This is a genomic window from Leclercia sp. 29361 (genome assembly GCF_011290365.1).
GTDB lineage: Bacteria > Pseudomonadota > Gammaproteobacteria > Enterobacterales > Enterobacteriaceae > Enterobacter > Enterobacter tamurae.
Map to the genome: position 1 here is coordinate 1,850,616 of NZ_CP049786.1, position 21,002 is coordinate 1,871,617.

The window sequence follows — 21,002 nt, forward strand, 5'->3', positions numbered from 1 at the left end:
CTTTTGCGCTTAAGCAGGCTTATTCAGCCGACTGTGGACGCGTGGCAGGCGCTGTGGCCTGGTGCGTTGCGCTGTGACCACCAGCAGAACCTTTGCCATCAAAATCAAACGCCGGACGTACCCAGTCGCTGTGACGCGGTGCTTCCGGAACGTATTCCGGTGCCGGGGCGCGGGTCATAGGCGCAGTGGCGTGGTGAAGGTCAGCATTAACCTGAGCGGCTGGCGCTGGCTTCACTTCCGGCGCATTGACTTCCGCGTCGTCAGATTTAACTTCAGCCACGGCAGGTTTCACTTCAGCGACTTCAGGTTTCACGTCAGCAACAGGTTCAACCTCAATTTCAACCTCAGGTTGAACGTCAGTTTCCACTTCAACTTCCACGACCGGCTGTGGCTCAGCGACTTCCTCGGTGATTTCAACCGGCTCGGCAGCCTTCGCTTCTTCAACTACCTGCTCTGCGACAACCACATCTTCAGACGCGATAATCTGCGGCTGTTCTGTCACAGGCGCGGCAATCACTTCCGGATGTGAAGTTTCGACTTCAGCAACCTGTGGCTCAGGGATAACCACTGCCGCCGCCTCGGTGATAACCTCATCAACGACTGGTGCGACAGGGGCAACCGCGTCAACAGCAACGTTCTGCTCGTCAAACTGCTGCTCCTGAGGACGGGCAACCGGATAACGAATCCAGGCTTTGCCGGAAGCCATCTCTGGTGACGCACAGGCGATAGCCAGCGGCATTGGTGACTGCAGCGGATAACGCTCGTCACGATAACGGCGACGACGCTGACCGCTCACGCGCAGGTGGCGCGGAGAGCGACGTGAACGACGCGGCATGCCTGCGTTGTCACGGCCTTCGCCGGTCTCTTCCTGCTCAGGGGCATTTTCGATTACCGCAGGCAGGTCGACTTTCGCCAGTTCGGTGCTCTGGACGGGTTCAGCCTGAGGCGCTACCGCTTCAACAGCCGCTTCTTCGGTCTGAGACTCGAAACGCACTTTCTGGTTGAGCTGACGCTGCTTACGACGCGGCATGACCTGAACACGTTCTTCTTGATCCGCATCCTGCACGGTCTCTTCTTCGCGATTCAGAACTTTAACTTCCTGCTGCGCCTGACGCTTGTCATCATTACGACGACGGTTGCGCTCGCGGCGTGGCTGCTGTTCATCACGCTGTCTGCCTTTGTCGGCGTCTTCGCTGACCGGCTGACGAATTTCACGATCTTCCGTGTTCTGCTGCGGCTTCTCGCGGCGGTTGCGACGGTTATCGTCACGTCCTTCACGGCGTTCACCACGGCCTTCGCGGTTGTCGCGACTCTCACGGTTATCGCGATTGTCACGGCCTTCGCTGCCTTCACGACCTTCGTTATTCTCGGAACGGTTGTCGCGGCGCTCGTTACGATCGCGACGGTTGTTCTGACGCTTACGACGATCCGGTGAACGTTCCTGCTTCTCTTCTTTCTTCTCAACCGGTGCCGGAGCTGGCTGTGGCTCTTCGCCGGCAAACATTTTCTTCAGCGCGCTGAAGAAGCGGCTCAGCAGACCAGGCTGTTCAGCAGGTTGGCTGACTTCTGCCGCCGGTTTAGCCGCTGCGGGTTGAGCTACCACGCTCTCCTGCGCTGGCGCAGGTGGCGCTTCTGGCATCACAAAGGCTGCCAGGGCTGGTTGCTCCGGAAGTTTACGCTCGGCGTACTCTTCTTCGGACGGCAGAGCCATCACCTCTTCATGCAGCTTAGGCAGCATGTAGCTGAGGGTAGAGGTCTCTTCGCCTTTGCGCACGCGCAGTACGGAGTAGTGTGGGGTTTGCATCTGGTCGTTAGGCACGATCACGCAGCGTACGCCGCTCAGACGGGATTCGATAGCCGTTACCGCCGCACGTTTTTCGTTCAGCAGGTAGGAGGCGACCGGTACAGGCACAATGGCGTGTACTTCTTTGGTGTTCTCTTTCAGCGCTTCTTCTTCGATGAGACGCAGGATAGAGAGTGCCAGAGATTCGTTGTCACGCACGGTGCCGGTGCCGCTACAGCGTGGGCAGACGTGGTGGCTGGATTCACCGAGGGACGGGCTCAGACGCTGACGGGACATCTCCAGCAGACCAAAACGGGAGATATGGCTGATCTGGATACGCGCACGATCCTGACGCACGGCTTCACGCAGGCGGTTTTCCACCGCGCGCTGGTGACGTACTGGCGTCATGTCGATGAAGTCGATAACGATCAGGCCGCCCAGGTCACGCAGACGCAGCTGACGCGCAATCTCATCGGCCGCTTCGAGGTTGGTGTTGAACGCCGTCTCTTCGATATCGCCGCCGCGGGTTGCACGTGCGGAGTTGATGTCGATAGCGGTCAGCGCCTCGGTGCTGTCGATAACAATAGAGCCACCGGACGGCAGACGGACTTCACGCTGGAAGGCGGATTCAATCTGCGATTCGATCTGGTAGTGGCTGAACAGCGGAATCTCACCGGTGTACAGTTTGATTTTGCTGGTGAAATCAGGACGACCCAGCGCGGCAATGTGCTGGCGAGCCAGCTCAAGCACTTTCGGGTTATCAATCAGAATTTCACCGATGTCCTGACGCAGGTAGTCACGGAAGGCACGCACGATGACGTTGCTTTCCTGGTGGATCAGGAATGGAGCAGGGCGGCTTTCAGCGGCTTTCTTAATCGCTTCCCAGTGCTTCAGGCGGAAGCCGAGGTCCCACTGCAGCGCTTCGGCAGATTTGCCTACGCCTGCGGTACGGACAATCAGGCCCATGCCGTCTGGCAGTTCAAGACTGGCCAGCGCTTCTTTCAGCTCGGTACGGTCATCGCCTTCAATCCGGCGAGAGATACCACCCGCACGCGGGTTGTTTGGCATCAGCACCAGATAGCTACCCGCCAGACTGATAAAGGTGGTCAGTGCGGCACCTTTGTTGCCACGCTCTTCTTTATCGATCTGAACGATAACTTCCTGACCTTCACGCAGCACATCTTTGATGTTCGGACGGCCATGGGCGTTATAGTTGGAAGGGAAGTATTCGCGAGCGATCTCTTTCAGGGGGAGGAAACCATGACGCTCAGCACCGTAATCTACAAATGCGGCTTCAAGGCTCGGTTCAATGCGGGTGATTTTGCCTTTGTAAATGTTCGCTTTTTTCTGTTCGTGTCCAGGACTTTCGATATCCAGATCGTACAGACGCTGCCCATCCACAAGGGCGACACGCAACTCTTCTTGCTGAGTTGCGTTGATTAACATTCTTTTCATCGTAACTTACTCATTATTCTTACATTGACGACTAAGCTGCGGGCAAGGTGACGCTTTCCGGGGTATGAACCGATGGCCTCGTGTCTATTCACGTCGCCAACCTCACGGTTGTCGCTCGCTTAAGAGGCGCAAAGTGTCGGTTGCCTGTATTTCATACGGAAATACAGCGCGATTATCAGGGGAATAGCCTGGGTAAAACTCTCCAGAGAAGATTCCATTTACCGGTAAGTACTGCAACCCGCAGCCCGCTAACTGTCTGAAAGATCAATACGTCTTACGCCATTGCTGCGTGGATGATCGGTCAGACAAAATTGGTCATTCCGTCGACATCCTTACAAAACCCGGATTTAACGCGGAAAACAACAGCATTATTCCATTGCTAGCCGGGTTATAGCAAGATGACTTTTACCAATTATCACCCGGTTACTCACAGTTTCTTCACTTCTTTCGAATGATTGGTTTAATAACCACCAAATCGATTGCGTGCACGAAACCCTGACCGGGTAGAGGTAAATATAAGCATAGAAAAATGAGTGGCGCTAATGGCTGACGATAATTAGAATCGCCCACCATGAAAACAGAGACTCCAGCCGTAAAAATGGTTGCCATTACCGAAGATGAAGCGGGGCAACGTATTGACAACTTTTTGCGCACCCAACTGAAGGGCGTGCCAAAGAGTATGATTTATCGCATCCTGCGTAAGGGTGAGGTGCGGGTAAATAAGAAGCGCATCAAACCTGAATACAAACTTGAAGCGGGTGATGAAGTGCGCATCCCGCCCGTGCGCGTAGCCGAGCGCGAAGAAGAGGCGGTGTCGCCGCATCTGAATAAAGTTGCCGCGCTGACGAATGTGATTTTATATGAAGACGATCATATTCTGGTGCTGAACAAACCCTCGGGTACGGCGGTACACGGCGGCAGCGGGTTAAGCTTCGGGGTGATTGAAGGTCTGCGCGCGCTGCGCCCGGAAGCCCGCTTCCTTGAGCTGGTTCATCGTCTCGACCGCGATACCTCCGGCGTGCTGCTGGTCGCTAAAAAGCGTTCGGCGCTACGTTCGCTGCACGAGCAGCTGCGTGAGAAAGGTATGCAGAAAGATTACCTCGCGCTGGTGCGCGGGCAGTGGCAGTCCCATGTCAAAGTGGTGCAGGCGCCGCTGCTGAAAAACATTCTGCAAAGCGGTGAGCGTATCGTTCGCGTCAGTCAGGAAGGCAAACCCTCAGAAACCCGATTCAAGGTGGAAGAGCGTTATGAATTTGCCACCCTGGTGCGCTGCAGCCCGGTGACCGGACGTACCCACCAGATCCGCGTTCACACGCTGCATGCGGGCCATCCTATTGCCTTCGACGATCGCTATGGTGACCGTGAGTTTGATAAACAGCTGGCAGGAACGGGCTTGTCTCGCCTGTTCCTGCATGCCGCCGCGCTGAAGTTTACCCATCCGGGTACCGGCGAGGTGATGCGCATTGAGGCCCCGCTGGACGAACAGCTGAAGCGCTGTCTTAAAGTTCTGCGCGGAAATTAATGCCGGGTGCGCTGCGCTTACCCGGCCTACAAAACCGTAGGCCCGTGCAAGCGTAGCGCCGCCGGGCGAAGCAAATGGCTACGCCATCAGCGGGTTATAATGCTCCCGGCGCAGCATCTGGCACAGCGCAATCAGCGGTAATCCCACCAGCGTGTTCGGGTCACGCCCATCCAGCTTGTCAAACAATGCAATCCCCAGCCCCTCGCTCTTAAAACTGCCCGCGCAGTTTAACGGCCGCTCCTTTCGCACGTAGTCGTCAATTTCCTGTTCGCTGAGATGGCGGAAGTGAACGTCAAAGGGCTCGCATTCGGTCTGTAAATGGCCCGTAGATGAATTATAGAGGGCCAGGCCGGTGTAGAAGGTGACGATACTGCCGCGTGCTTTTAGCAGCTGCTGGCGGGCATTCTCTTCGGTGTGCGGTTTACCGGTGATCATCCCATCCAGGACGCAAACCTGATCGGAACCTATAATCAAATGATCGGGGAATCGCGCTGCCAGACTTTTCGCTTTCTCCTGAGCCAGACGGACCACCAGATGGCGTGGCGATTCACCGGGCTGTGGGCTTTCATCCACGTTCGGCGCGGCGCATTCGAAAGGTAGGCCCAGCTTTTCCAGCAACACGCGGCGGTAGGGTGACGTAGAGGCGAGAATGAGATTTGGCATATTTTTTTCACCAGATATAGCGTATCGATGCCAGCCATTTTAAACTACAGGCCGCAATGTGTGCGAATAATTGGCAAAAGGCAGCCTGAGGTTGCCTTTTTCTTTGACTCTATGACGTTACAAAGTTAATATGCGCGCCCTATGCAAAAGGTAAAATTACCCCTGACTCTTGATCCGGTTCGTACGGCTCAAAAACGCCTTGATTACGAAGGTATCTATACTCGTGATCAGGCTGAGCGTATCGCCGAATCCGTAGTCAGTGTGGACAGTGATGTGGAATGCACCATGTCGTTTGAGATCGATCCCCAGCGCCTTGCCGTGATTACCGGTGATGCAAAGGTGTCGGTCACGCTCGAGTGTCAGCGTTGCGGGAAACCGTTCCCACTTCATGTTCACACAACATATTGTTTTAGTCCGGTTCGTTCAGACGAGCAGGCTGAAGCACTCCCGGAAGCGTATGAGCCGATTGAGGTTAACGAATTCGGTGAAATCGATCTGCTGGCGCTGGTTGAAGATGAAATCATCCTCACCTTGCCTGTGGTTCCGGTGCATGATTCTGAACACTGTGAAGTGTCCGAGGCGGACATGGTCTTTGGGGAACTGCCTGATGAAGCGCAAAAACCAAACCCATTTGCCGTATTAGCCAGTTTAAAGCGTAAGTAATTAAGGAGTAAGGTCCATGGCCGTACAACAGAATAAACCAACCCGTTCCAAACGTGGCATGCGTCGTTCCCATGACGCGCTGACTGCAGTTACCAGCCTGTCTGTAGACAAGACTTCTGGTGAACAACACCTGCGTCACCACATCACCGCTGACGGTTTCTACCGCGGCCGCAAGGTTATCACTAAGTAATCACGCGTCAGCGTGATTAGGCTTAGTGAGGGTTTCCCCGTGCAAACGGGGATATACCGAACCAGGCTGCGACGATACCTTGACACGTCTAACCCTGGCGTTAGATGTCATGGGGGGAGATTTTGGCCCTTCCGTGACAGTGCCTGCAGCATTGCAGGCACTGAACTCTAATTCGCAACTCACTCTCCTTTTAGTCGGCAACCCCGACACTATCACGCCATTACTTGCAAAAGCTGACTTCGAACAACGTTCACGTCTGCAGATTATTCCTGCCCAGTCAGTTATTGCCAGTGATGTCCGCGCCTCGCAGGCGATCCGCAGCAGTCGCGGAAGCTCAATGCGCATTGCGCTGGAGCTGGTAAAAGAAGGACGCGCCCAGGCCTGCGTCAGCGCCGGCAATACCGGTGCGCTGATGGGGCTGGCAAAATTACTGCTCAAACCCCTTGAAGGGATTGAGCGCCCGGCGCTGGTGACGGTACTGCCGCACCAGCAAAAGGGCAAAACGGTGGTGCTGGATTTAGGCGCCAACGTCGACTGCGACAGTGTTATGCTGGCGCAGTTTGCCGTAATGGGCTCGGTGCTGGCAGAGGAAGTGGTGGGGATCTCTCATCCCCGCGTGGCCTTGCTGAATATTGGTGAGGAAGAGACTAAAGGTCTCGACAGCATCCGTGAGGCGGCTGAGCGGCTAAAAAATGAGCCGTCCATCAACTATATTGGATATCTCGAAGCCAACGAATTATTGACCGGAAAAACGGATGTACTGGTGTGTGACGGGTTTACAGGAAACGTTACATTAAAAACCATGGAAGGGGTGGTGAGAATGTTTCTTTCTCTGCTTAAATCGCAGGGAGAGGGGAAAAAACGGTCCTGGTGGCTGATTATATTGAAGCGTTGGTTACAAAAGAGCCTGGCGCGGCGATTCAGTCACCTCAACCCCGACCAGTATAATGGCGCCTGTCTGTTAGGATTGCGCGGCATTGTGATTAAGAGTCACGGTGCGGCCAATCAGCGAGCCTTTACCGTCGCGATTGAACAGGCAGTGCAGGCGGTGCAGCGACAAGTCCCACAGCGGATTGCCGCTCGCCTGGGATCTGTATTAGCAAAAAGTGACTGAGCGTACATGTATACGAAGATTTTAGGTACCGGCAGCTATCTGCCAAAGCAAGTGCGAACCAACGCCGATCTGGAAAAAATGGTCGATACCTCTGACGAGTGGATCGTCACGCGTACAGGTATCCGTGAACGTCGTATTGCCGCGCCAGATGAAACAGTTTCCACCATGGGCTACGAAGCCGCACAACGCGCGCTGGAGATGGCGGGTGTTGATAAAGACGACATCGGCCTGATTATCGTTGCCACCACCTCTGCGACGCATGCCTTCCCGAGCGCAGCGTGCCAGGTTCAGAACATGCTGGGCATTAAAGGCTGCCCGGCATTTGACGTTGCTGCTGCCTGCGCAGGTTTCACCTATGCGCTGAGCATTGCCGATCAATACGTGAAATCTGGCGCCGTTAAGCACGCGCTGGTGATCGGTGCTGACGTGCTGGCGCGTACCTGCGATCCTGCCGATCGCGGGACGATCATTATTTTTGGTGATGGTGCAGGAGCTGTCCTGTTAGGACAATCTGAAGAGCCGGGCATCATCTCGACGCATTTGCATGCGGACGGTAGCTACGGTGAGCTGTTGACGCTGCCAAACGCCGATCGGGTTAATCCGGACAATGCTATCTATCTGACCATGGCCGGTAACGAAGTCTTTAAAGTGGCGGTGACCGAGCTGGCACACATCGTTGACGAGACGCTGGCAGCGAACAATCTGGAGCGTTCTGCTCTCGACTGGCTGGTGCCGCATCAGGCGAACCTGCGCATTATCAGCGCCACGGCTAAGAAACTCGGCATGTCTATGGATAACGTTGTGGTGACGCTGGATCGTCATGGCAATACGTCTGCAGCATCAGTGCCCTGCGCGTTTGACGAAGCGGTGCGCGATGGACGAATTCAGCGAGGCCAACTGGTCTTGCTCGAAGCCTTCGGCGGCGGTTTCACCTGGGGTTCTGCGCTGGTTCGTTTCTAGTATAAGGATAAAAAAATGACGCAATTTGCTTTTGTGTTCCCCGGTCAGGGTTCTCAGGCCGTTGGAATGTTGTCCGGCTTAGCGGAGCAGTATCCGGTCATCGAAGAGACCTTCCGTGAAGCGTCGGATGCCCTGGGCTACGATCTTTGGGCGCTGACCCAGCAAGGGCCAGCCGAAGAGCTGAATAAAACCTGGCAGACCCAGCCTGCACTGCTGACCGCATCGGTCGCACTGTGGCGCGTCTGGCAGCAGCAGGGCGGTAAAACGCCAGCACTGCTGGCCGGTCACAGCCTGGGTGAATACTCTGCGCTGGTTTGCGCCGGGGTGATTGCGTTTGCGGATGCTGTGCGTCTGGTTGAACTGCGCGGCAAATTTATGCAGGAAGCGGTGCCGGAAGGCACGGGCGGCATGTCGGCCATTATTGGTCTGGATGATGCGTCCATTGCAAAGGCCTGCGAAGAATCTGCAGAAGGTCAGGTGGTTTCTCCGGTAAACTTCAACTCGCCGGGCCAGGTGGTTATCGCCGGTCATAAAGAAGCTGTTGAGCGTGCAGGCGCTGCCTGTAAAGCCGCAGGCGCCAAACGTGCGCTGCCGCTGCCGGTGAGCGTACCGTCGCATTGCGCACTGATGAAGCCTGCTGCGGACAAGCTGGCGGTTGAGCTGGAAAAAATCACTTTCAATGCTCCAGCCATTCCGGTTGTGAATAACGTTGATGTGCAGTGTGAAACCGCGCCAGAGGCGATCCGCCATGCGCTGGTTCGTCAGCTGTACAGCCCGGTTCAGTGGACCAAAACCGTTGAGTTTATGGCGTCACAGGGCGTTGAGCACCTGTATGAAGTGGGCCCGGGCAAAGTCCTCACCGGTCTGACTAAACGTATTGTTGATACCCTGACCGCGTCGGCCATTAATGAGCCGGAAGCACTGTCAGCGGCACTCGCGCAGTAAGAAAGAGGAATACCATGAGTTTTGAAGGAAAAATCGCACTGGTCACCGGTGCAAGCCGCGGTATTGGCCGTGCTATCGCTGAAACCCTCGTCGCGCGTGGCGCGAAAGTGATCGGCACCGCGACCAGCGAAAGCGGCGCGCAGGCGATCAGCGAGTACCTGGGTGCGAACGGTAAAGGTCTGATGTTGAATGTGACCGATCCTGCATCTATCGAATCTGTTCTGGGAAATATTCGCGCAGAATTTGGCGAAGTGGATATTCTGGTCAATAATGCCGGAATCACTCGCGACAACTTACTGATGCGAATGAAAGATGACGAGTGGAGCGATATTCTCGAAACCAACCTGTCATCTGTGTTCCGTCTGTCAAAAGCGGTAATGCGAGCTATGATGAAGAAGCGTCATGGGCGTATTATCACTATCGGTTCTGTGGTTGGTACCATGGGAAATGCTGGTCAGGCTAACTACGCTGCGGCGAAAGCAGGTCTGATCGGTTTCAGTAAGTCGCTGGCACGCGAAGTTGCGTCCCGCGGGATTACTGTAAACGTTGTTGCTCCGGGCTTTATTGAAACGGACATGACGCGTGCGCTGACCGATGAGCAGCGTGCGGGTACGCTGGCGGCAGTTCCAGCGGGTCGTTTAGGCGACCCTAAAGAAATCGCCAGCGCGGTTGCATTTTTAGCCTCTGACGAAGCGAGTTACATCACTGGTGAAACTCTCCACGTCAATGGCGGGATGTATATGGTTTAATCACGTTAGAAAATATTTGCGTTATTAGGGCCAATGGCCTCAAAATAACGTAAAATCGTGGTAAGACCTGCCGGGATTTAGTTGCAAATTTTTCAACATTTTATACACTACGAAAACCATCGCGAAAGCGAGTTTTGATAGGAAATTTAAGAGTATGAGCACTATCGAAGAACGCGTTAAGAAAATTATCGGCGAGCAGCTGGGCGTTAAGCAGGAAGAAGTTGTGAACTCCGCTTCCTTCGTTGAAGACCTGGGCGCAGATTCTCTTGACACCGTTGAGCTGGTAATGGCTCTGGAAGAAGAGTTTGATACTGAGATTCCGGACGAAGAAGCTGAGAAAATCACCACCGTTCAGGCTGCCATTGATTACATCAACGGTCACCAGGCGTAAGTGAGCATCTCCAGGCGGTCATTCGACCGCCTGTGTTTTTTCTTTTGTAGTCCCTCGATTTTCTTTTTTTATCCCTCCCTGGAGGACAAGCGTGTCTAAGCGTCGTGTAGTTGTGACCGGACTTGGCATGTTATCTCCTGTCGGCAATACCGTAGAGTCTACCTGGAACGCTCTCCTTGCCGGTCAGAGTGGCATCAGCCTAATCGACCATTTCGATACTAGCGCCTATGCAACGAAATTTGCTGGCTTAGTAAAGGATTTTAACTGTGAAGAGATCATCTCGCGCAAAGAACAGCGCAAGATGGATGCCTTCATTCAATATGGAATTGTCGCTGGCGTTCAGGCCATGCAGGATTCTGGCCTTGAAATTACGGAAGAGAACGCAACCCGTATCGGCGCCGCTATCGGCTCCGGGATTGGTGGTCTTGGCCTGATCGAGGAAAACCATACCTCTCTGGTAAATGGTGGTCCACGTAAGATTAGCCCGTTCTTTGTTCCGTCAACGATTGTTAACATGGTGGCGGGTCACCTGACCATCATGTTTGGCCTGCGTGGCCCAAGCATCTCGATTGCTACTGCCTGTACCTCTGGTGTGCACAACATCGGCCAGGCGGCGCGTATCATCGCTTATGGCGATGCCGATGCAATGGTTGCAGGCGGTGCAGAAAAAGCCAGTACCCCGCTGGGTGTGGGCGGTTTCGGCGCAGCGCGAGCCCTGTCTACCCGCAACGATAACCCGCAGGCGGCAAGCCGTCCGTGGGATAAAGACCGTGATGGTTTTGTGCTGGGTGACGGTGCCGGTATGGTCGTGCTGGAAGAGTACGAGCATGCGAAGAAACGCGGCGCGAAAATCTATGCAGAAATTATTGGTTTCGGCATGAGCAGCGACGCTTACCACATGACCTCTCCGCCGGAAGATGGGGCAGGTGCTGCGCTGGCAATGGTTAACGCGATCCGCGATGCGGGTATCGAACCAGGCCAGATTGGCTATGTGAATGCGCACGGTACTTCCACGCCAGCAGGCGACAAAGCTGAAGCGCAGGCCGTTAAGTCTGTCTTTGGTGATGCAGCCCGTCGCGTGATGGTGAGCTCGACCAAATCCATGACCGGACACCTGTTAGGTGCGGCGGGTGCAGTAGAATCCATCTACTCCATCCTTGCGCTGCGCGATCAGGCTGTTCCGCCGACCATCAACCTGGATAACCCGGATGACGGTTGCGATCTGGACTTCGTTCCACACGAAGCGCGCCAGGTCAGCGGTCTGGAGTACACCCTGTGTAACTCCTTCGGCTTTGGCGGCACTAACGGCTCTCTGATCTTCAAAAAGGTCTGAGGCTGATTGCCGGGGCGGATAATTACCTTCCCGGCACATCAATAAAAAAGGTCCGCTTGTCGGGCCTTTTTTATTCGGTTTTATTCCCTTGTCCGCGGCCCACCTTCCTGCCAGACTATTCGACCATTCATAAGGAGCCATCATGTTCTTGATCAATGGCATACCGCAGGAAACGCTCCCGGCGAGCGACAGGGCTATTCAGTTTGGTGACGGCTGCTTCACAACGGCACGCATTGTGGCGGGCCAGGTCTGTCTGCTGGATGCTCACCTGCAACGCTTGCAGCAAGCCTGTGAAAAACTGCTCATCCCCTTTGTTGAGTGGGCAGCGTTACAGCGTGAAATGGTTGAGCTCGCCCGCGGGAACGAGCGTGGCGTGCTGAAGGTCATTATCAGCCGGGGAAGCGGCGGCAGAGGATACAGCGCGGCGAACTGCCTGCATCCGACACGACTTCTCTCAGTATCGGCCTGGCCCGTCCATTATGATGGCTGGCGTCGTGAGGGCATCACCCTTGCATTAAGCCCGGTGCGGCTGGGGCGTAACCCGCAGCTGGCCGGGATCAAGCATCTTAACCGGCTTGAACAGGTGCTGATCCGTACCCATCTTGAACAGACCGATGCCGACGAGGCGCTGGTTCTTGACAGCGAAGGGTTCATTACGGAATGCTGTGCGGCGAATTTATTCTGGCGTCAGGGGAAGGACGTTTTTACCCCCCGGCTGGATCAGGCTGGCGTCAACGGCCTGATGCGCCAGTTTTGCCTCCAGCAACTGGCACACTCCGGGTATCGCATTGTCGACGTGCATGCCCGCGAGGCCGCGCTGGCTGAGGCCGACGAGATGGTGGTCTGCAATGCGCTGATGCCCGTCGTGCCGGTTCGTCAGTATGGTTCTCAACGTTTTTCATCGCGTGAGTTGTACGCATTTTTAGCCCCTCTGTGTGAGCAAACCAGATAGTCATGAAGAAAATGTTGCGCTTTATTCTCCTCATCCTTGTCGTGCTGGGCATTGCCGCTGGTGTGGGGATGTGGAAGGTTCGCCAGCTGGCGAGCAGTCAAATTCTGATCGCTGAAGAGACGATCTTTACTCTGAAACCGGGCACCGGACGACTGGCGCTGGGCGAGCAGCTGTATAGCGAGAAGGTGATTAACCGTCCGCGCGTGTTCCAGTGGTTATTACGCGTGCAGCCGGAGCTGTCCCATTTCAAAGCCGGGACATACCGCTTTACGCCGGGGATGACCGTCAAAGAGATGCTGGAGCTGCTTGAGAGCGGCAAAGAGGCGCAATTCCCGCTGCGTTTCGTGGAAGGGATGCGCCTGAGCGACTACCTGAAACAGCTGCGCGATGCCCCTTACATCAAGCACACCCTGAAAGACGACAGCTATGCCACCGTCGCTCAGGTGCTGAAGTTTGAGCATCCCGAGTGGGTAGAGGGCTGGTTCTGGCCGGATACCTGGATGTACACCGCAGGCACCACCGATGTGGCACTGCTCCAGCGCGCGCATAAAAAAATGGTCGAAGCAGTGGATAAAGCCTGGGAAGGGCGGATGGAAAACCTGCCGTATAAAGATCAAAACCAGTTCCTCACCATGGCCTCGATCGTTGAGAAAGAGACGGCGGTGGCGAGTGAGCGGGATCAGGTTGCCTCGGTATTTATCAATCGCCTGCGCATCGGTATGCGTCTGCAGACCGACCCGACGGTGATTTACGGTATGGGTGAGAATTACAAGGGCAAGATTTCACGTAAAGACCTGGAAACCCCAACCGATTATAATACCTATGTCATTAGCGGCTTACCCCCGGGGCCAATTGCCACGCCGGGTCAGGCATCGCTGAATGCCGCCGCGCATCCGGCAAAAACGCCGTATCTCTATTTCGTCGCCGACGGAAAGGGGGGACATACTTTTAACACCAATCTTGCCAGTCATAATCGTTCGGTCCAGGACTATCTGAAGGCACTTAAGGAAAAAAATGCGCAGTAATTACATCGTCATTGAGGGGCTGGAAGGCGCCGGGAAAACGACCGCACGTGACGTAGTGGTCGAGACGCTCAAACAGTGTGGCATCGAAGAGATGATCTTCACCCGTGAACCGGGTGGCACCCAGCTGGCTGAAAAACTGCGCAGCCTGGTTCTGGACATCAAATCGGTCGGGGATGAAGTTATTACCGATAAAGCCGAAGTGATGATGTTCTACGCCGCGCGCGTTCAGCTGGTGGAAACCGTAATCAAGCCTGCGCTGGCACGGGGATGCTGGGTGATTGGCGATCGTCACGATCTCTCCACCCAGGCCTATCAGGGCGGTGGACGCGGTATTGACCAGCAGATGCTCGGCACGCTGCGCGACGCGGTACTGGGTAATTTCCGTCCGAACCTGACGCTCTATCTCGACGTGACACCTGAAGTGGGTTTGAAACGCGCCCGCGCCCGCGGCGAACTGGATCGTATCGAGCAGGAGTCGCTGGACTTCTTTAATCGCACCCGCGCTCGTTACCTCGAGCTGGCCGCCCAGGACAGTTCAATCCGCACCATCGATGCGACCCAGTCGCTGGAAGAGGTGATGAACGACATTCGCACAACGGTCACTGACTGGCTGAAGGAACAACAGGCATGAAATGGTACCCATGGTTGCGCCCGCACTTTGAACAGCTGGTGAACAGCTATCAGTCCGGTCGGGGGCATCATGCGTTACTGATCCAGTCGCTGCCGGGCATGGGCGACGAGGCGCTGATCTATGCCATCACCCGTTTTCTGATGTGCCAGCAGCCCCAGGGGCATAAGAGCTGCGGCCAGTGCCGCAGCTGTCAGCTGATGCAGGCGGAAACGCACCCGGATTATTACGCGCTGGAGCCGGAGAAGGGCAAGACCACGCTGGGCATCGATGCGGTGCGCGCGGTCAGTGAAAAGCTCTACGAACGCGCCCGACTTGGCGGGGCGAAAGTCGTCTGGCTGAAGGATGCCGCCCAGCTTACCGAGGCGGCGGCCAACGCGCTGTTAAAGACCCTCGAAGAGCCGCCGGAAAATACCTGGTTCCTGATGGCCTGCCGTGAACCTGGACGACTGCTGGCGACCCTGCGTAGCCGCTGTCGCCTGCATCTTCTCAGCGTGCCGCAGGAAGCCTGGGCTATCAGCTGGCTTGCGCGGGAAGTGACAACGTCACAAGAGGCGGCGCTAACCGCGCTGCGGCTGTGCGGCGGGGCACCTGCTGCGGCGCTGGCCCTGTTGCAGCCCAACGTCCAGACGCAACGGCAACAACTCTGTCAGGCCCTCGGCGCGGTACCGGACAGCGGGGACTGGCTGAGCCTACTGCCGATCCTGAACCATGAGCAGGCTCCGGATCGCCTGCACTGGCTGGCGGCTCTGCTGCTGGATGCCCTTAAAATTCAGCAGGGAGCAACTCTGCTTACTAATGCCGATGCCTGGCCGCTCGTCAGTAGCCTGGCGCAGCGCCTGCCGGGTGTTGCATTGCGGGCTATTCTTCATGATGTCTGCCAGTGCCGTGAACAACTACTCAGCGTGACGGGGCTGAATCGGGAGCTTGTCCTGACCGACCTGTTACTCACTATCGAGCATTACCTGCAACCGGGCACGACGCTGCCTGTATCCCCTCTCTGAGAGACACATTATGTTTTTAGTCGACTCACACTGCCATCTTGATGGCCTGGATTATCAATCCCTGCATAAAAACGTTGATGACGTGCTGGCGAAAGCCGCCGCCCGCGATGTGAAATTTTGTCTGGCGGTCGCCACGACGTTACCTGGTTACAAATCCATGCGCGAGCTGGTGGGCGTGCGCGACAACGTGGTCTTCTCCTGCGGCGTGCATCCTCTGAATCAGGATGAGGCGTACGATGTTGAAGATCTGCGCCGTCTGGCGGCGGAAGAGGGCGTGGTGGCGATGGGTGAAACCGGGCTGGATTATTTCTACACCCCGGAAACCAAAGCCCGCCAGCAGGAATCGTTCCGCGACCATATCCGCATTGGCCGGGAGCTGAACAAACCGGTCATTGTCCACACCCGCGACGCGCGCGCCGATACGCTGGCGATCCTGTACGAAGAAAAGGTGACGGATTGCGGCGGCGTACTACACTGTTTCACTGAAGACAGAGAAACAGCGGGTAAGCTGCTGGATTTGGGTTTTTATATCTCGTTTTCCGGGATCGTGACGTTCCGTAACGCCGAGCAGCTTCGTGATGCTGCGCGCTACGTGCCGCTCGATCGCATGCTGGTGGAAACAGATTCCCCTTATCTGGCTCCGGTACCGCATCGCGGCAAAGAGAACCAACCCGCGATGACACGGGACGTGGCCGAGTATATGGCCGTTTTGAAAGGCGTCGAGGTTGAAGAACTGGCACGCATTACCACTGATAACTTTGCCAGCCTGTTTCATATCGATCCCTCCCGCCTGCAATCTGCCTGATTAATCTATTTTTTTATGGCTCGTAATTAATAGCCAAAACGAGTAAAGTTCACCGCCCATGTGGGGGCGGTGAAGAGCTTTCTGGAAACATTTGGCAATTAATTTTGTAAAAATCTGAAAGTTTTTCAGCTACCCTGCGCTGAAACGTGATAGCCGTCAAACAAAGATACGCGGATTTATTTTACTCTGTGTAATAAATAAAGGGCGCTTAGATGTCCTGTCCACGGCACGGTTCTCCCCCCGGGCCAATGCGTGAAAACGTAAAAAAAGCACAAATACTCAGGAGCACTCTCAATTATGTTTAAGAATGCATTTGCTAACCTGCAGAAGGTCGGTAAATCGCTGATGCTGCCGGTATCCGTACTGCCTATCGCAGGTATCCTGCTGGGCGTCGGTTCTGCAAACTTCAGCTGGCTGCCAGCCGTAGTTTCTCATGTGATGGCCGAAGCAGGCGGTTCTGTTTTTGCTAATATGCCACTGATCTTCGCCATCGGCGTTGCGCTTGGCTTCACCAATAACGACGGCGTATCTGCGCTGGCCGCTGTAGTTGCATACGGCATCATGGTTAAGACCATGGCTGTGGTTGCACCTCTGGTTCTGCACTTGCCACCTGAAGAGATCGCGTCAAAACACCTGGCTGACACCGGTGTTCTGGGCGGTATTATCTCGGGTGCTATTGCGGCATATATGTTTAACCGCTTCTATCGCATCAAGCTGCCTGAGTACCTGGGCTTCTTTGCAGGCAAGCGTTTCGTTCCAATCATCTCTGGTCTGGCGGCGATCTTCACTGGTGTGATCCTCTCCTTCATTTGGCCACCGATTGGTTCCGCAATCCAGACCTTCTCCCAGTGGGCTGCGTACCAGAACCCGGTTGTGGCGTTCGGTATCTACGGCTTCATTGAGCGTTGCCTGGTGCCATTTGGTCTGCACCACATCTGGAACGTTCCTTTCCAGATGCAGATCGGCGAATACACCAACGCAGCAGGTCAGGTCTTCCACGGCGACATCCCTCGCTACATGGCAGGCGACCCAACTGCAGGCAAACTGTCTGGCGGCTTCCTGTTCAAAATGTACGGCCTGCCGGCTGCTGCGATTGCAATCTGGCACTCTGCTAAACCAGAGAACCGTGCAAAAGTGGGCGGTATCATGATCTCCGCCGCGCTGACCTCGTTCCTGACCGGTATCACCGAGCCGATCGAGTTCTCCTTCATGTTCGTTGCGCCGATCCTGTACATCATCCACGCGGTGCTGGCTGGCCTGGCGTTCCCAATCTGTATCCTGCTGGGTATGCGTGACGGTACCTCCTTCTCGCACGGTCTGATCGACTTTATCGTTCTGTCCGGTAACAGCAGCAAACTGTGGCTGTTCCCAATCGTGGGTGCGTGCTACGCGGTGGCGTACTACACCATCTTCCGCGTGCTGATCAAAGCACTGGACCTGAAAACACCAGGTCGTGAAGATGCATCTGACGACGTTAAAGCGACCGGCACCAGCGAAATGGCTCCGGCACTGGTTGCAGCGTTCGGCGGTAAAGAGAACATCACTAACCTGGACGCGTGTATCACTCGTCTGCGTGTGAGCGTTGCTGATATCGCGAAAGTTGACCAGCCGGGTCTGAAAAAACTGGGCGCAGCGGGCGTAGTTGTTGCAGGTTCCGGTGTACAGGCTATCTTCGGTACTAAATCCGATAACCTGAAAACCGAAATGGATGAGTACATCCGCAGCAACTAAGTTGTGACCTGGGGAGACTAAGGCAGCCGAATGGCTGCCTTTTTTATTGCCTGTGGTTGGGGAAATGCCGGGTGGCGGCTGCGCCTTACCCGGCCTACAAAAGCTCCGACCGTAGGCCGGGTAAGCGTAGCGCCACCCGGCACAAAAAAGGGAGCCATTTGGCTCCCTTAGACGTCTGATGATTTATCAGAACTGATAGCTTGCGGTCAGGCTCACGTTACGCGGTTCGCCATACACAATTTCGCCTTCAACGTTGGTGTCGTAGGTCTTATCGAAGAGGTTATTCAGATTACCCTGCAGGGAGAAGTTCTTCGTGACCTGGTAACGAGTGAAGAGATCCACCAGCGCGTAGCTGCCCTGCGATGCACGCCAGGTACCGTAAGGCGTGTCCTGGTAGGTGTAGACGCTGTTCTGCCAGTTAACCCCACCGCCAACGGTCAGCTCAGGCATTGCCGGCAGACGGTAGCTGGTAAACAGTTTTACGGTAGTGCGCGGCAGCTGCGGGTTTACCGCCTTGCCGTTGTTATCTTCCGCAACATAACGCGTTGCACCAAAGGTCATCTGCCAGTTATCCGTCAGCGCGCCGTTGATTTCAAACTCAACGCCTTTACTCACGGTACCGTCTACGCTCTCGTAAGCCACATCCGTGGAGCCCTGAATGGTCCGGCCGGTGCTTTGTCCCAGATTATCCTGCTCAATGCGGAACACGGACAGCGTGGTGGTCAGACGGCTGTTCATCCAGTCGGATTTCAGACCCGCTTCGTAGTTATTCCCGGTGATCGGATCAAGATATTTTCCCGAGCTGTCGCGGTAGTTCTGCGGCTGGAAGATTGAGGTATAGCTGGCGTAGGCAGACCAGTTGTCATTGATGTCGTAAACCAGACCCGCATAAGGCGTGGTGTGGTTTTTCTCCATGTCATTGGTCAGGGTGTCAACGCTCCAGTTGGTATAACGGGCGCCAAGGATCAAATGCAAAGGATCGGCCAGTGAAATGCGCGTCGCGGCGTACAGCGATTTCATATTGGTGGTGTCATCCTGAGCCAGCGACTGCGATCCCCAGTTGGTTTCCGGGAAGTAACCGTTATAGTCGTAGAAGCTACCGAACTCATCCGGGTAGACGTTAGCCCATGAGTTGGTGTAACGGTTGGTCTGACGACTGAAGCTGCCGCCAATCATCATGGTGTGCTGGCGGCCCAGCAGCTCGTAACCCCCATCAGCAAACAGGTCTACCGCATCGACTTTACGTTTGCCGCTGTTCCAGCCGGTGCCGCCAATGTAATCAAAGCCTGCACCATAGTTCGAATAAGGGCCTTCCAGCATGCCGGTGCTCTTATTCACAAAGGCATCGATATACATCGCTTTGCTGTCGAATTTCGCTTCAGTATGGGTCGCATTCAGAGTGGCCTGCCAGTCGTCGGCAAAGCGCTGCTTCAGGGTGAAGAAGACCTTATTGAACTCTTTGTCGTTGTAAGCCCAGTCTGGAGACGTGCTGTGCGCACGATCGTAATGTTTGGTGCTGCCATCGGTGTTCCAGCGCGGCAAACCACCCCAGGTCTGGTTATTGATGTCGATACGCTGATATTCGTAACCAGCGGACAGCGAGGTGCTGGTGCCCAGGTCGGCGTCCAGAATACCGGAGAAGAAGGTGCGCTTCTGATTGTAGTTATCGAGCCAGGAGTCGCTATCCTGATAACCCGCCACGATGCGGCTGCGCAGATTGCCATCTTCCGTCAGCGGGCTTTGCATATCCATGACGTAACGTTGTTTGTTCCATCTGCCATATTCTGCCGACAGATTGGCTTTGAATTCGCGGCTGGTGGCATGCTTACGCACCATATTGATGGCTGCGGATGGGTTGCCTGTGCCGGTCATCAGACCGTTGGCGCCGCGTACCACTTCCACCCGCTCAAACAGTGCGGTGTCAGACTGAGAATCACCCAGATTCCAGCGTGATTCGAAATAGGTCGGGATGCCGTCAACCATGTAGTTGTCGATTTCGAACCCACGGGAGTAAAAGTTGCTGCGATCGGAGTCCGTGGTGCTTTTGCTGATCCCCATCGTGTTATCCATCACGTCGCCCAGGGTCTGCAGCTGTTGGTCTTCCATGCGTTGTTCGCTGACGATCGTGACCGACTGCGGAATATCACGCTGCACCATCTGCATTTTGGTGCCCACGGTGGTGGTTTTTACGCTGTAGTCCTGGCTTTCGTCAGCGGTACCCGACGGCGTGGAACCGTCAACAATAACGGTCTCTTCAGCCGGCGCGGCAAAACTGGCGACAGGAGTCAACGCGAAAGCAATACAGGCTGCCAGCAGCGAGGGTTTAGCGACAGGCTGGCGTTGCCCGTCCCTGGTATAATTCATGAAAGACATCAACAAACCTTTCTGAGTGAAGTGTGAATGTGATGCCCCAGATCCGTAAGCACAGTCTGAGGTCGTTTTCTATGTATAAAATGCGCATGTAAATGCAAATGCGAAATATACGCATTGTGATTAAACCTGTAAACAGACGTTTCAGGCGTATCTGAAATTATGTTTTAAGATTTAAGGGGAGGGCGCGACGAGCAGCAGCGTATAAATTGCGCTATAAGGAAAGAATTCGAGGGATAAGGTTGAAAGGATTAGAGAAAGTCGCTCATACTCTTGAGTCGTGTCACATAATATTGCGCCTGCGCCGAGGGTGTTGTCTCCGGGCACGTCGCCAGATTAAATGAACAAGGAAAATCTCATGGCTGAAGAAACCATTTTCAGTAAAATTATCCGTCGCGAGATCCCGGCGGATATCGTCTATCAGGATGAACTGGTTACCGCTTTTCGCGATATTTCTCCCCAGGCACCCACCCACATCCTCATTATTCCTAATATTCTGATTCCGACGGTAAATGACGTGAAAACTGAGCATGAACTGGCTTTAGGCCGTATGCTGACAGTAGCCGCGAAAATTGCTGAGCAGGAAGGCGTGGCAGAAGACGGTTATCGTTTGATCATGAACTGCAACCGCCACGGTGGTCAGGAAGTTTATCATATTCATATGCATCTGCTCGGCGGTCGCCCGCTGGGACCGATGCTGGCGCATAAAGGTCTTTAAC

Annotated in this window: 19 protein-coding genes; 16 read left to right on the top strand and 3 right to left on the bottom strand. The window is 55.1% G+C overall.

All coding sequences use genetic code 11. The annotated features are described in order from the left end of the window. Positions 1-19: 19 nt before the first annotated feature. On the bottom strand, positions 20-3,238 hold the full coding sequence (gene rne, locus G7090_RS08745) for a ribonuclease E (RefSeq protein ID WP_166182145.1): 3,219 nt from the start codon (positions 3,236-3,238) through the stop codon (positions 20-22). 571 nt (positions 3,239-3,809) lie between these two features. Here rne and rluC point away from each other — a divergent pair. Continuing rightward, complete coding sequence (rluC, locus tag G7090_RS08750) at positions 3,810-4,760, top strand: 23S rRNA pseudouridine(955/2504/2580) synthase RluC (RefSeq protein ID WP_106992731.1); 951 nt, start codon at positions 3,810-3,812, stop codon at positions 4,758-4,760. A gap of 78 nt (positions 4,761-4,838) precedes the next feature. Here rluC and G7090_RS08755 read toward each other — a convergent pair whose 3' ends face one another. Continuing rightward, complete coding sequence (locus G7090_RS08755) at positions 4,839-5,423, bottom strand: nucleoside triphosphate pyrophosphatase (protein ID WP_166182146.1); 585 nt, start codon at positions 5,421-5,423, stop codon at positions 4,839-4,841. A 141-nt stretch (positions 5,424-5,564) separates the two neighbouring features. On the opposite strand from G7090_RS08755, the gene yceD reads away from it, so the two are divergent. From yceD to ptsG, 14 genes are all read left to right on the top strand, one after another. Further along, positions 5,565-6,086: a 23S rRNA accumulation protein YceD gene (gene yceD / locus G7090_RS08760; RefSeq protein ID WP_166182147.1), complete on the top strand. Its 522-nt coding sequence runs from the start codon at positions 5,565-5,567 to the stop codon at positions 6,084-6,086. A gap of 16 nt (positions 6,087-6,102) precedes the next feature. Next, positions 6,103-6,276: a 50S ribosomal protein L32 gene (gene rpmF / locus G7090_RS08765; protein WP_106992734.1), complete on the top strand. Its 174-nt coding sequence runs from the start codon at positions 6,103-6,105 to the stop codon at positions 6,274-6,276. Positions 6,277-6,355: 79 nt separating this feature from the next. After that, positions 6,356-7,390, top strand: coding sequence for a phosphate acyltransferase PlsX (gene plsX / locus G7090_RS08770; RefSeq protein ID WP_207630105.1), 1,035 nt, complete (start codon positions 6,356-6,358; stop codon positions 7,388-7,390). A gap of 6 nt (positions 7,391-7,396) precedes the next feature. Further along, the gene (locus G7090_RS08775; protein ID WP_106992736.1) at positions 7,397-8,350 is read left to right on the top strand and encodes a beta-ketoacyl-ACP synthase III; all 954 of its coding nucleotides are present in this window, start codon (positions 7,397-7,399) and stop codon (positions 8,348-8,350) included. Between the two features lie 15 nt (positions 8,351-8,365). Beyond that, on the top strand, positions 8,366-9,295 hold the full coding sequence (gene fabD / locus G7090_RS08780; RefSeq protein ID WP_106992737.1) for an ACP S-malonyltransferase: 930 nt from the start codon (positions 8,366-8,368) through the stop codon (positions 9,293-9,295). Positions 9,296-9,309: 14 nt separating this feature from the next. Then, positions 9,310-10,044 carry a 3-oxoacyl-ACP reductase FabG gene (gene fabG, locus G7090_RS08785; protein WP_032617552.1) on the top strand — a complete coding sequence of 245 codons (735 nt, stop codon included), beginning with the start codon at positions 9,310-9,312 and terminating at the stop codon, positions 10,042-10,044. Positions 10,045-10,198: 154 nt separating this feature from the next. Beyond that, a complete protein-coding gene (acpP, locus tag G7090_RS08790) occupies positions 10,199-10,435 on the top strand; it encodes an acyl carrier protein (RefSeq protein WP_003857954.1) in 237 nt (78 codons plus the stop codon). Between the two features lie 91 nt (positions 10,436-10,526). After that, positions 10,527-11,768, top strand: coding sequence for a beta-ketoacyl-ACP synthase II (gene fabF / locus G7090_RS08795; protein WP_166182149.1), 1,242 nt, complete (start codon positions 10,527-10,529; stop codon positions 11,766-11,768). Positions 11,769-11,910: 142 nt separating this feature from the next. Next, the gene (gene pabC / locus G7090_RS08800) at positions 11,911-12,720 is read left to right on the top strand and encodes an aminodeoxychorismate lyase (protein WP_166182150.1); all 810 of its coding nucleotides are present in this window, start codon (positions 11,911-11,913) and stop codon (positions 12,718-12,720) included. A gap of 2 nt (positions 12,721-12,722) precedes the next feature. Continuing rightward, positions 12,723-13,745, top strand: a complete 1,023-nt coding sequence (gene yceG, locus G7090_RS08805) for a cell division protein YceG (RefSeq protein WP_166182151.1) — start codon at positions 12,723-12,725, stop codon at positions 13,743-13,745. Next, on the top strand, positions 13,735-14,376 hold the full coding sequence (gene tmk / locus G7090_RS08810; protein ID WP_166182152.1) for a dTMP kinase: 642 nt from the start codon (positions 13,735-13,737) through the stop codon (positions 14,374-14,376). The genes yceG and tmk overlap by 11 nt, the downstream gene beginning before the upstream one ends. Further along, positions 14,373-15,377 carry a DNA polymerase III subunit delta' gene (holB, locus tag G7090_RS08815; protein WP_166182153.1) on the top strand — a complete coding sequence of 335 codons (1,005 nt, stop codon included), beginning with the start codon at positions 14,373-14,375 and terminating at the stop codon, positions 15,375-15,377. The genes tmk and holB overlap by 4 nt, the downstream gene beginning before the upstream one ends. 10 nt (positions 15,378-15,387) lie before the next feature. Continuing rightward, the gene (locus G7090_RS08820) at positions 15,388-16,182 is read left to right on the top strand and encodes a metal-dependent hydrolase (protein WP_106992743.1); all 795 of its coding nucleotides are present in this window, start codon (positions 15,388-15,390) and stop codon (positions 16,180-16,182) included. A 297-nt stretch (positions 16,183-16,479) separates the two neighbouring features. Next, complete coding sequence (gene ptsG, locus G7090_RS08825) at positions 16,480-17,913, top strand: PTS glucose transporter subunit IIBC (RefSeq protein ID WP_166182154.1); 1,434 nt, start codon at positions 16,480-16,482, stop codon at positions 17,911-17,913. Positions 17,914-18,099: 186 nt separating this feature from the next. Here ptsG and fhuE read toward each other — a convergent pair whose 3' ends face one another. After that, the gene (gene fhuE, locus G7090_RS08830; protein WP_166182155.1) at positions 18,100-20,286 is read right to left on the bottom strand and encodes a ferric-rhodotorulic acid/ferric-coprogen receptor FhuE; all 2,187 of its coding nucleotides are present in this window, start codon (positions 20,284-20,286) and stop codon (positions 18,100-18,102) included. 355 nt (positions 20,287-20,641) lie between these two features. On the opposite strand from fhuE, the gene hinT reads away from it, so the two are divergent. After that, on the top strand, positions 20,642-21,001 hold the full coding sequence (gene hinT, locus G7090_RS08835; RefSeq protein ID WP_146145498.1) for a purine nucleoside phosphoramidase: 360 nt from the start codon (positions 20,642-20,644) through the stop codon (positions 20,999-21,001). The last annotated feature ends 1 nt before the right edge of the window (position 21,002 follow it).

Bases quoted from the DNA above. Each gene is read 5' to 3' on its own strand.
- rne (WP_166182145.1), bottom strand. From the start codon at position 3,238: ATGAAAAGAATGTTAATCAACGCAACTCAGCAAGAAGAGTTGCGTGTC.
- rluC (WP_106992731.1), top strand. From the start codon at position 3,810: ATGAAAACAGAGACTCCAGCCGTAAAAATGGTTGCCATTACCGAAGAT.
- G7090_RS08755 (WP_166182146.1), bottom strand. From the start codon at position 5,423: ATGCCAAATCTCATTCTCGCCTCTACGTCACCCTACCGCCGCGTGTTG.
- yceD (WP_166182147.1), top strand. From the start codon at position 5,565: ATGCAAAAGGTAAAATTACCCCTGACTCTTGATCCGGTTCGTACGGCT.
- rpmF (WP_106992734.1), top strand. From the start codon at position 6,103: ATGGCCGTACAACAGAATAAACCAACCCGTTCCAAACGTGGCATGCGT.
- G7090_RS08775 (WP_106992736.1), top strand. From the start codon at position 7,397: ATGTATACGAAGATTTTAGGTACCGGCAGCTATCTGCCAAAGCAAGTG.
- fabD (WP_106992737.1), top strand. From the start codon at position 8,366: ATGACGCAATTTGCTTTTGTGTTCCCCGGTCAGGGTTCTCAGGCCGTT.
- fabG (WP_032617552.1), top strand. From the start codon at position 9,310: ATGAGTTTTGAAGGAAAAATCGCACTGGTCACCGGTGCAAGCCGCGGT.
- acpP (WP_003857954.1), top strand. From the start codon at position 10,199: ATGAGCACTATCGAAGAACGCGTTAAGAAAATTATCGGCGAGCAGCTG.
- pabC (WP_166182150.1), top strand. From the start codon at position 11,911: ATGTTCTTGATCAATGGCATACCGCAGGAAACGCTCCCGGCGAGCGAC.
- yceG (WP_166182151.1), top strand. From the start codon at position 12,723: ATGAAGAAAATGTTGCGCTTTATTCTCCTCATCCTTGTCGTGCTGGGC.
- tmk (WP_166182152.1), top strand. From the start codon at position 13,735: ATGCGCAGTAATTACATCGTCATTGAGGGGCTGGAAGGCGCCGGGAAA.
- holB (WP_166182153.1), top strand. From the start codon at position 14,373: ATGAAATGGTACCCATGGTTGCGCCCGCACTTTGAACAGCTGGTGAAC.
- G7090_RS08820 (WP_106992743.1), top strand. From the start codon at position 15,388: ATGTTTTTAGTCGACTCACACTGCCATCTTGATGGCCTGGATTATCAA.
- ptsG (WP_166182154.1), top strand. From the start codon at position 16,480: ATGTTTAAGAATGCATTTGCTAACCTGCAGAAGGTCGGTAAATCGCTG.
- fhuE (WP_166182155.1), bottom strand. From the start codon at position 20,286: ATGTCTTTCATGAATTATACCAGGGACGGGCAACGCCAGCCTGTCGCT.
- hinT (WP_146145498.1), top strand. From the start codon at position 20,642: ATGGCTGAAGAAACCATTTTCAGTAAAATTATCCGTCGCGAGATCCCG.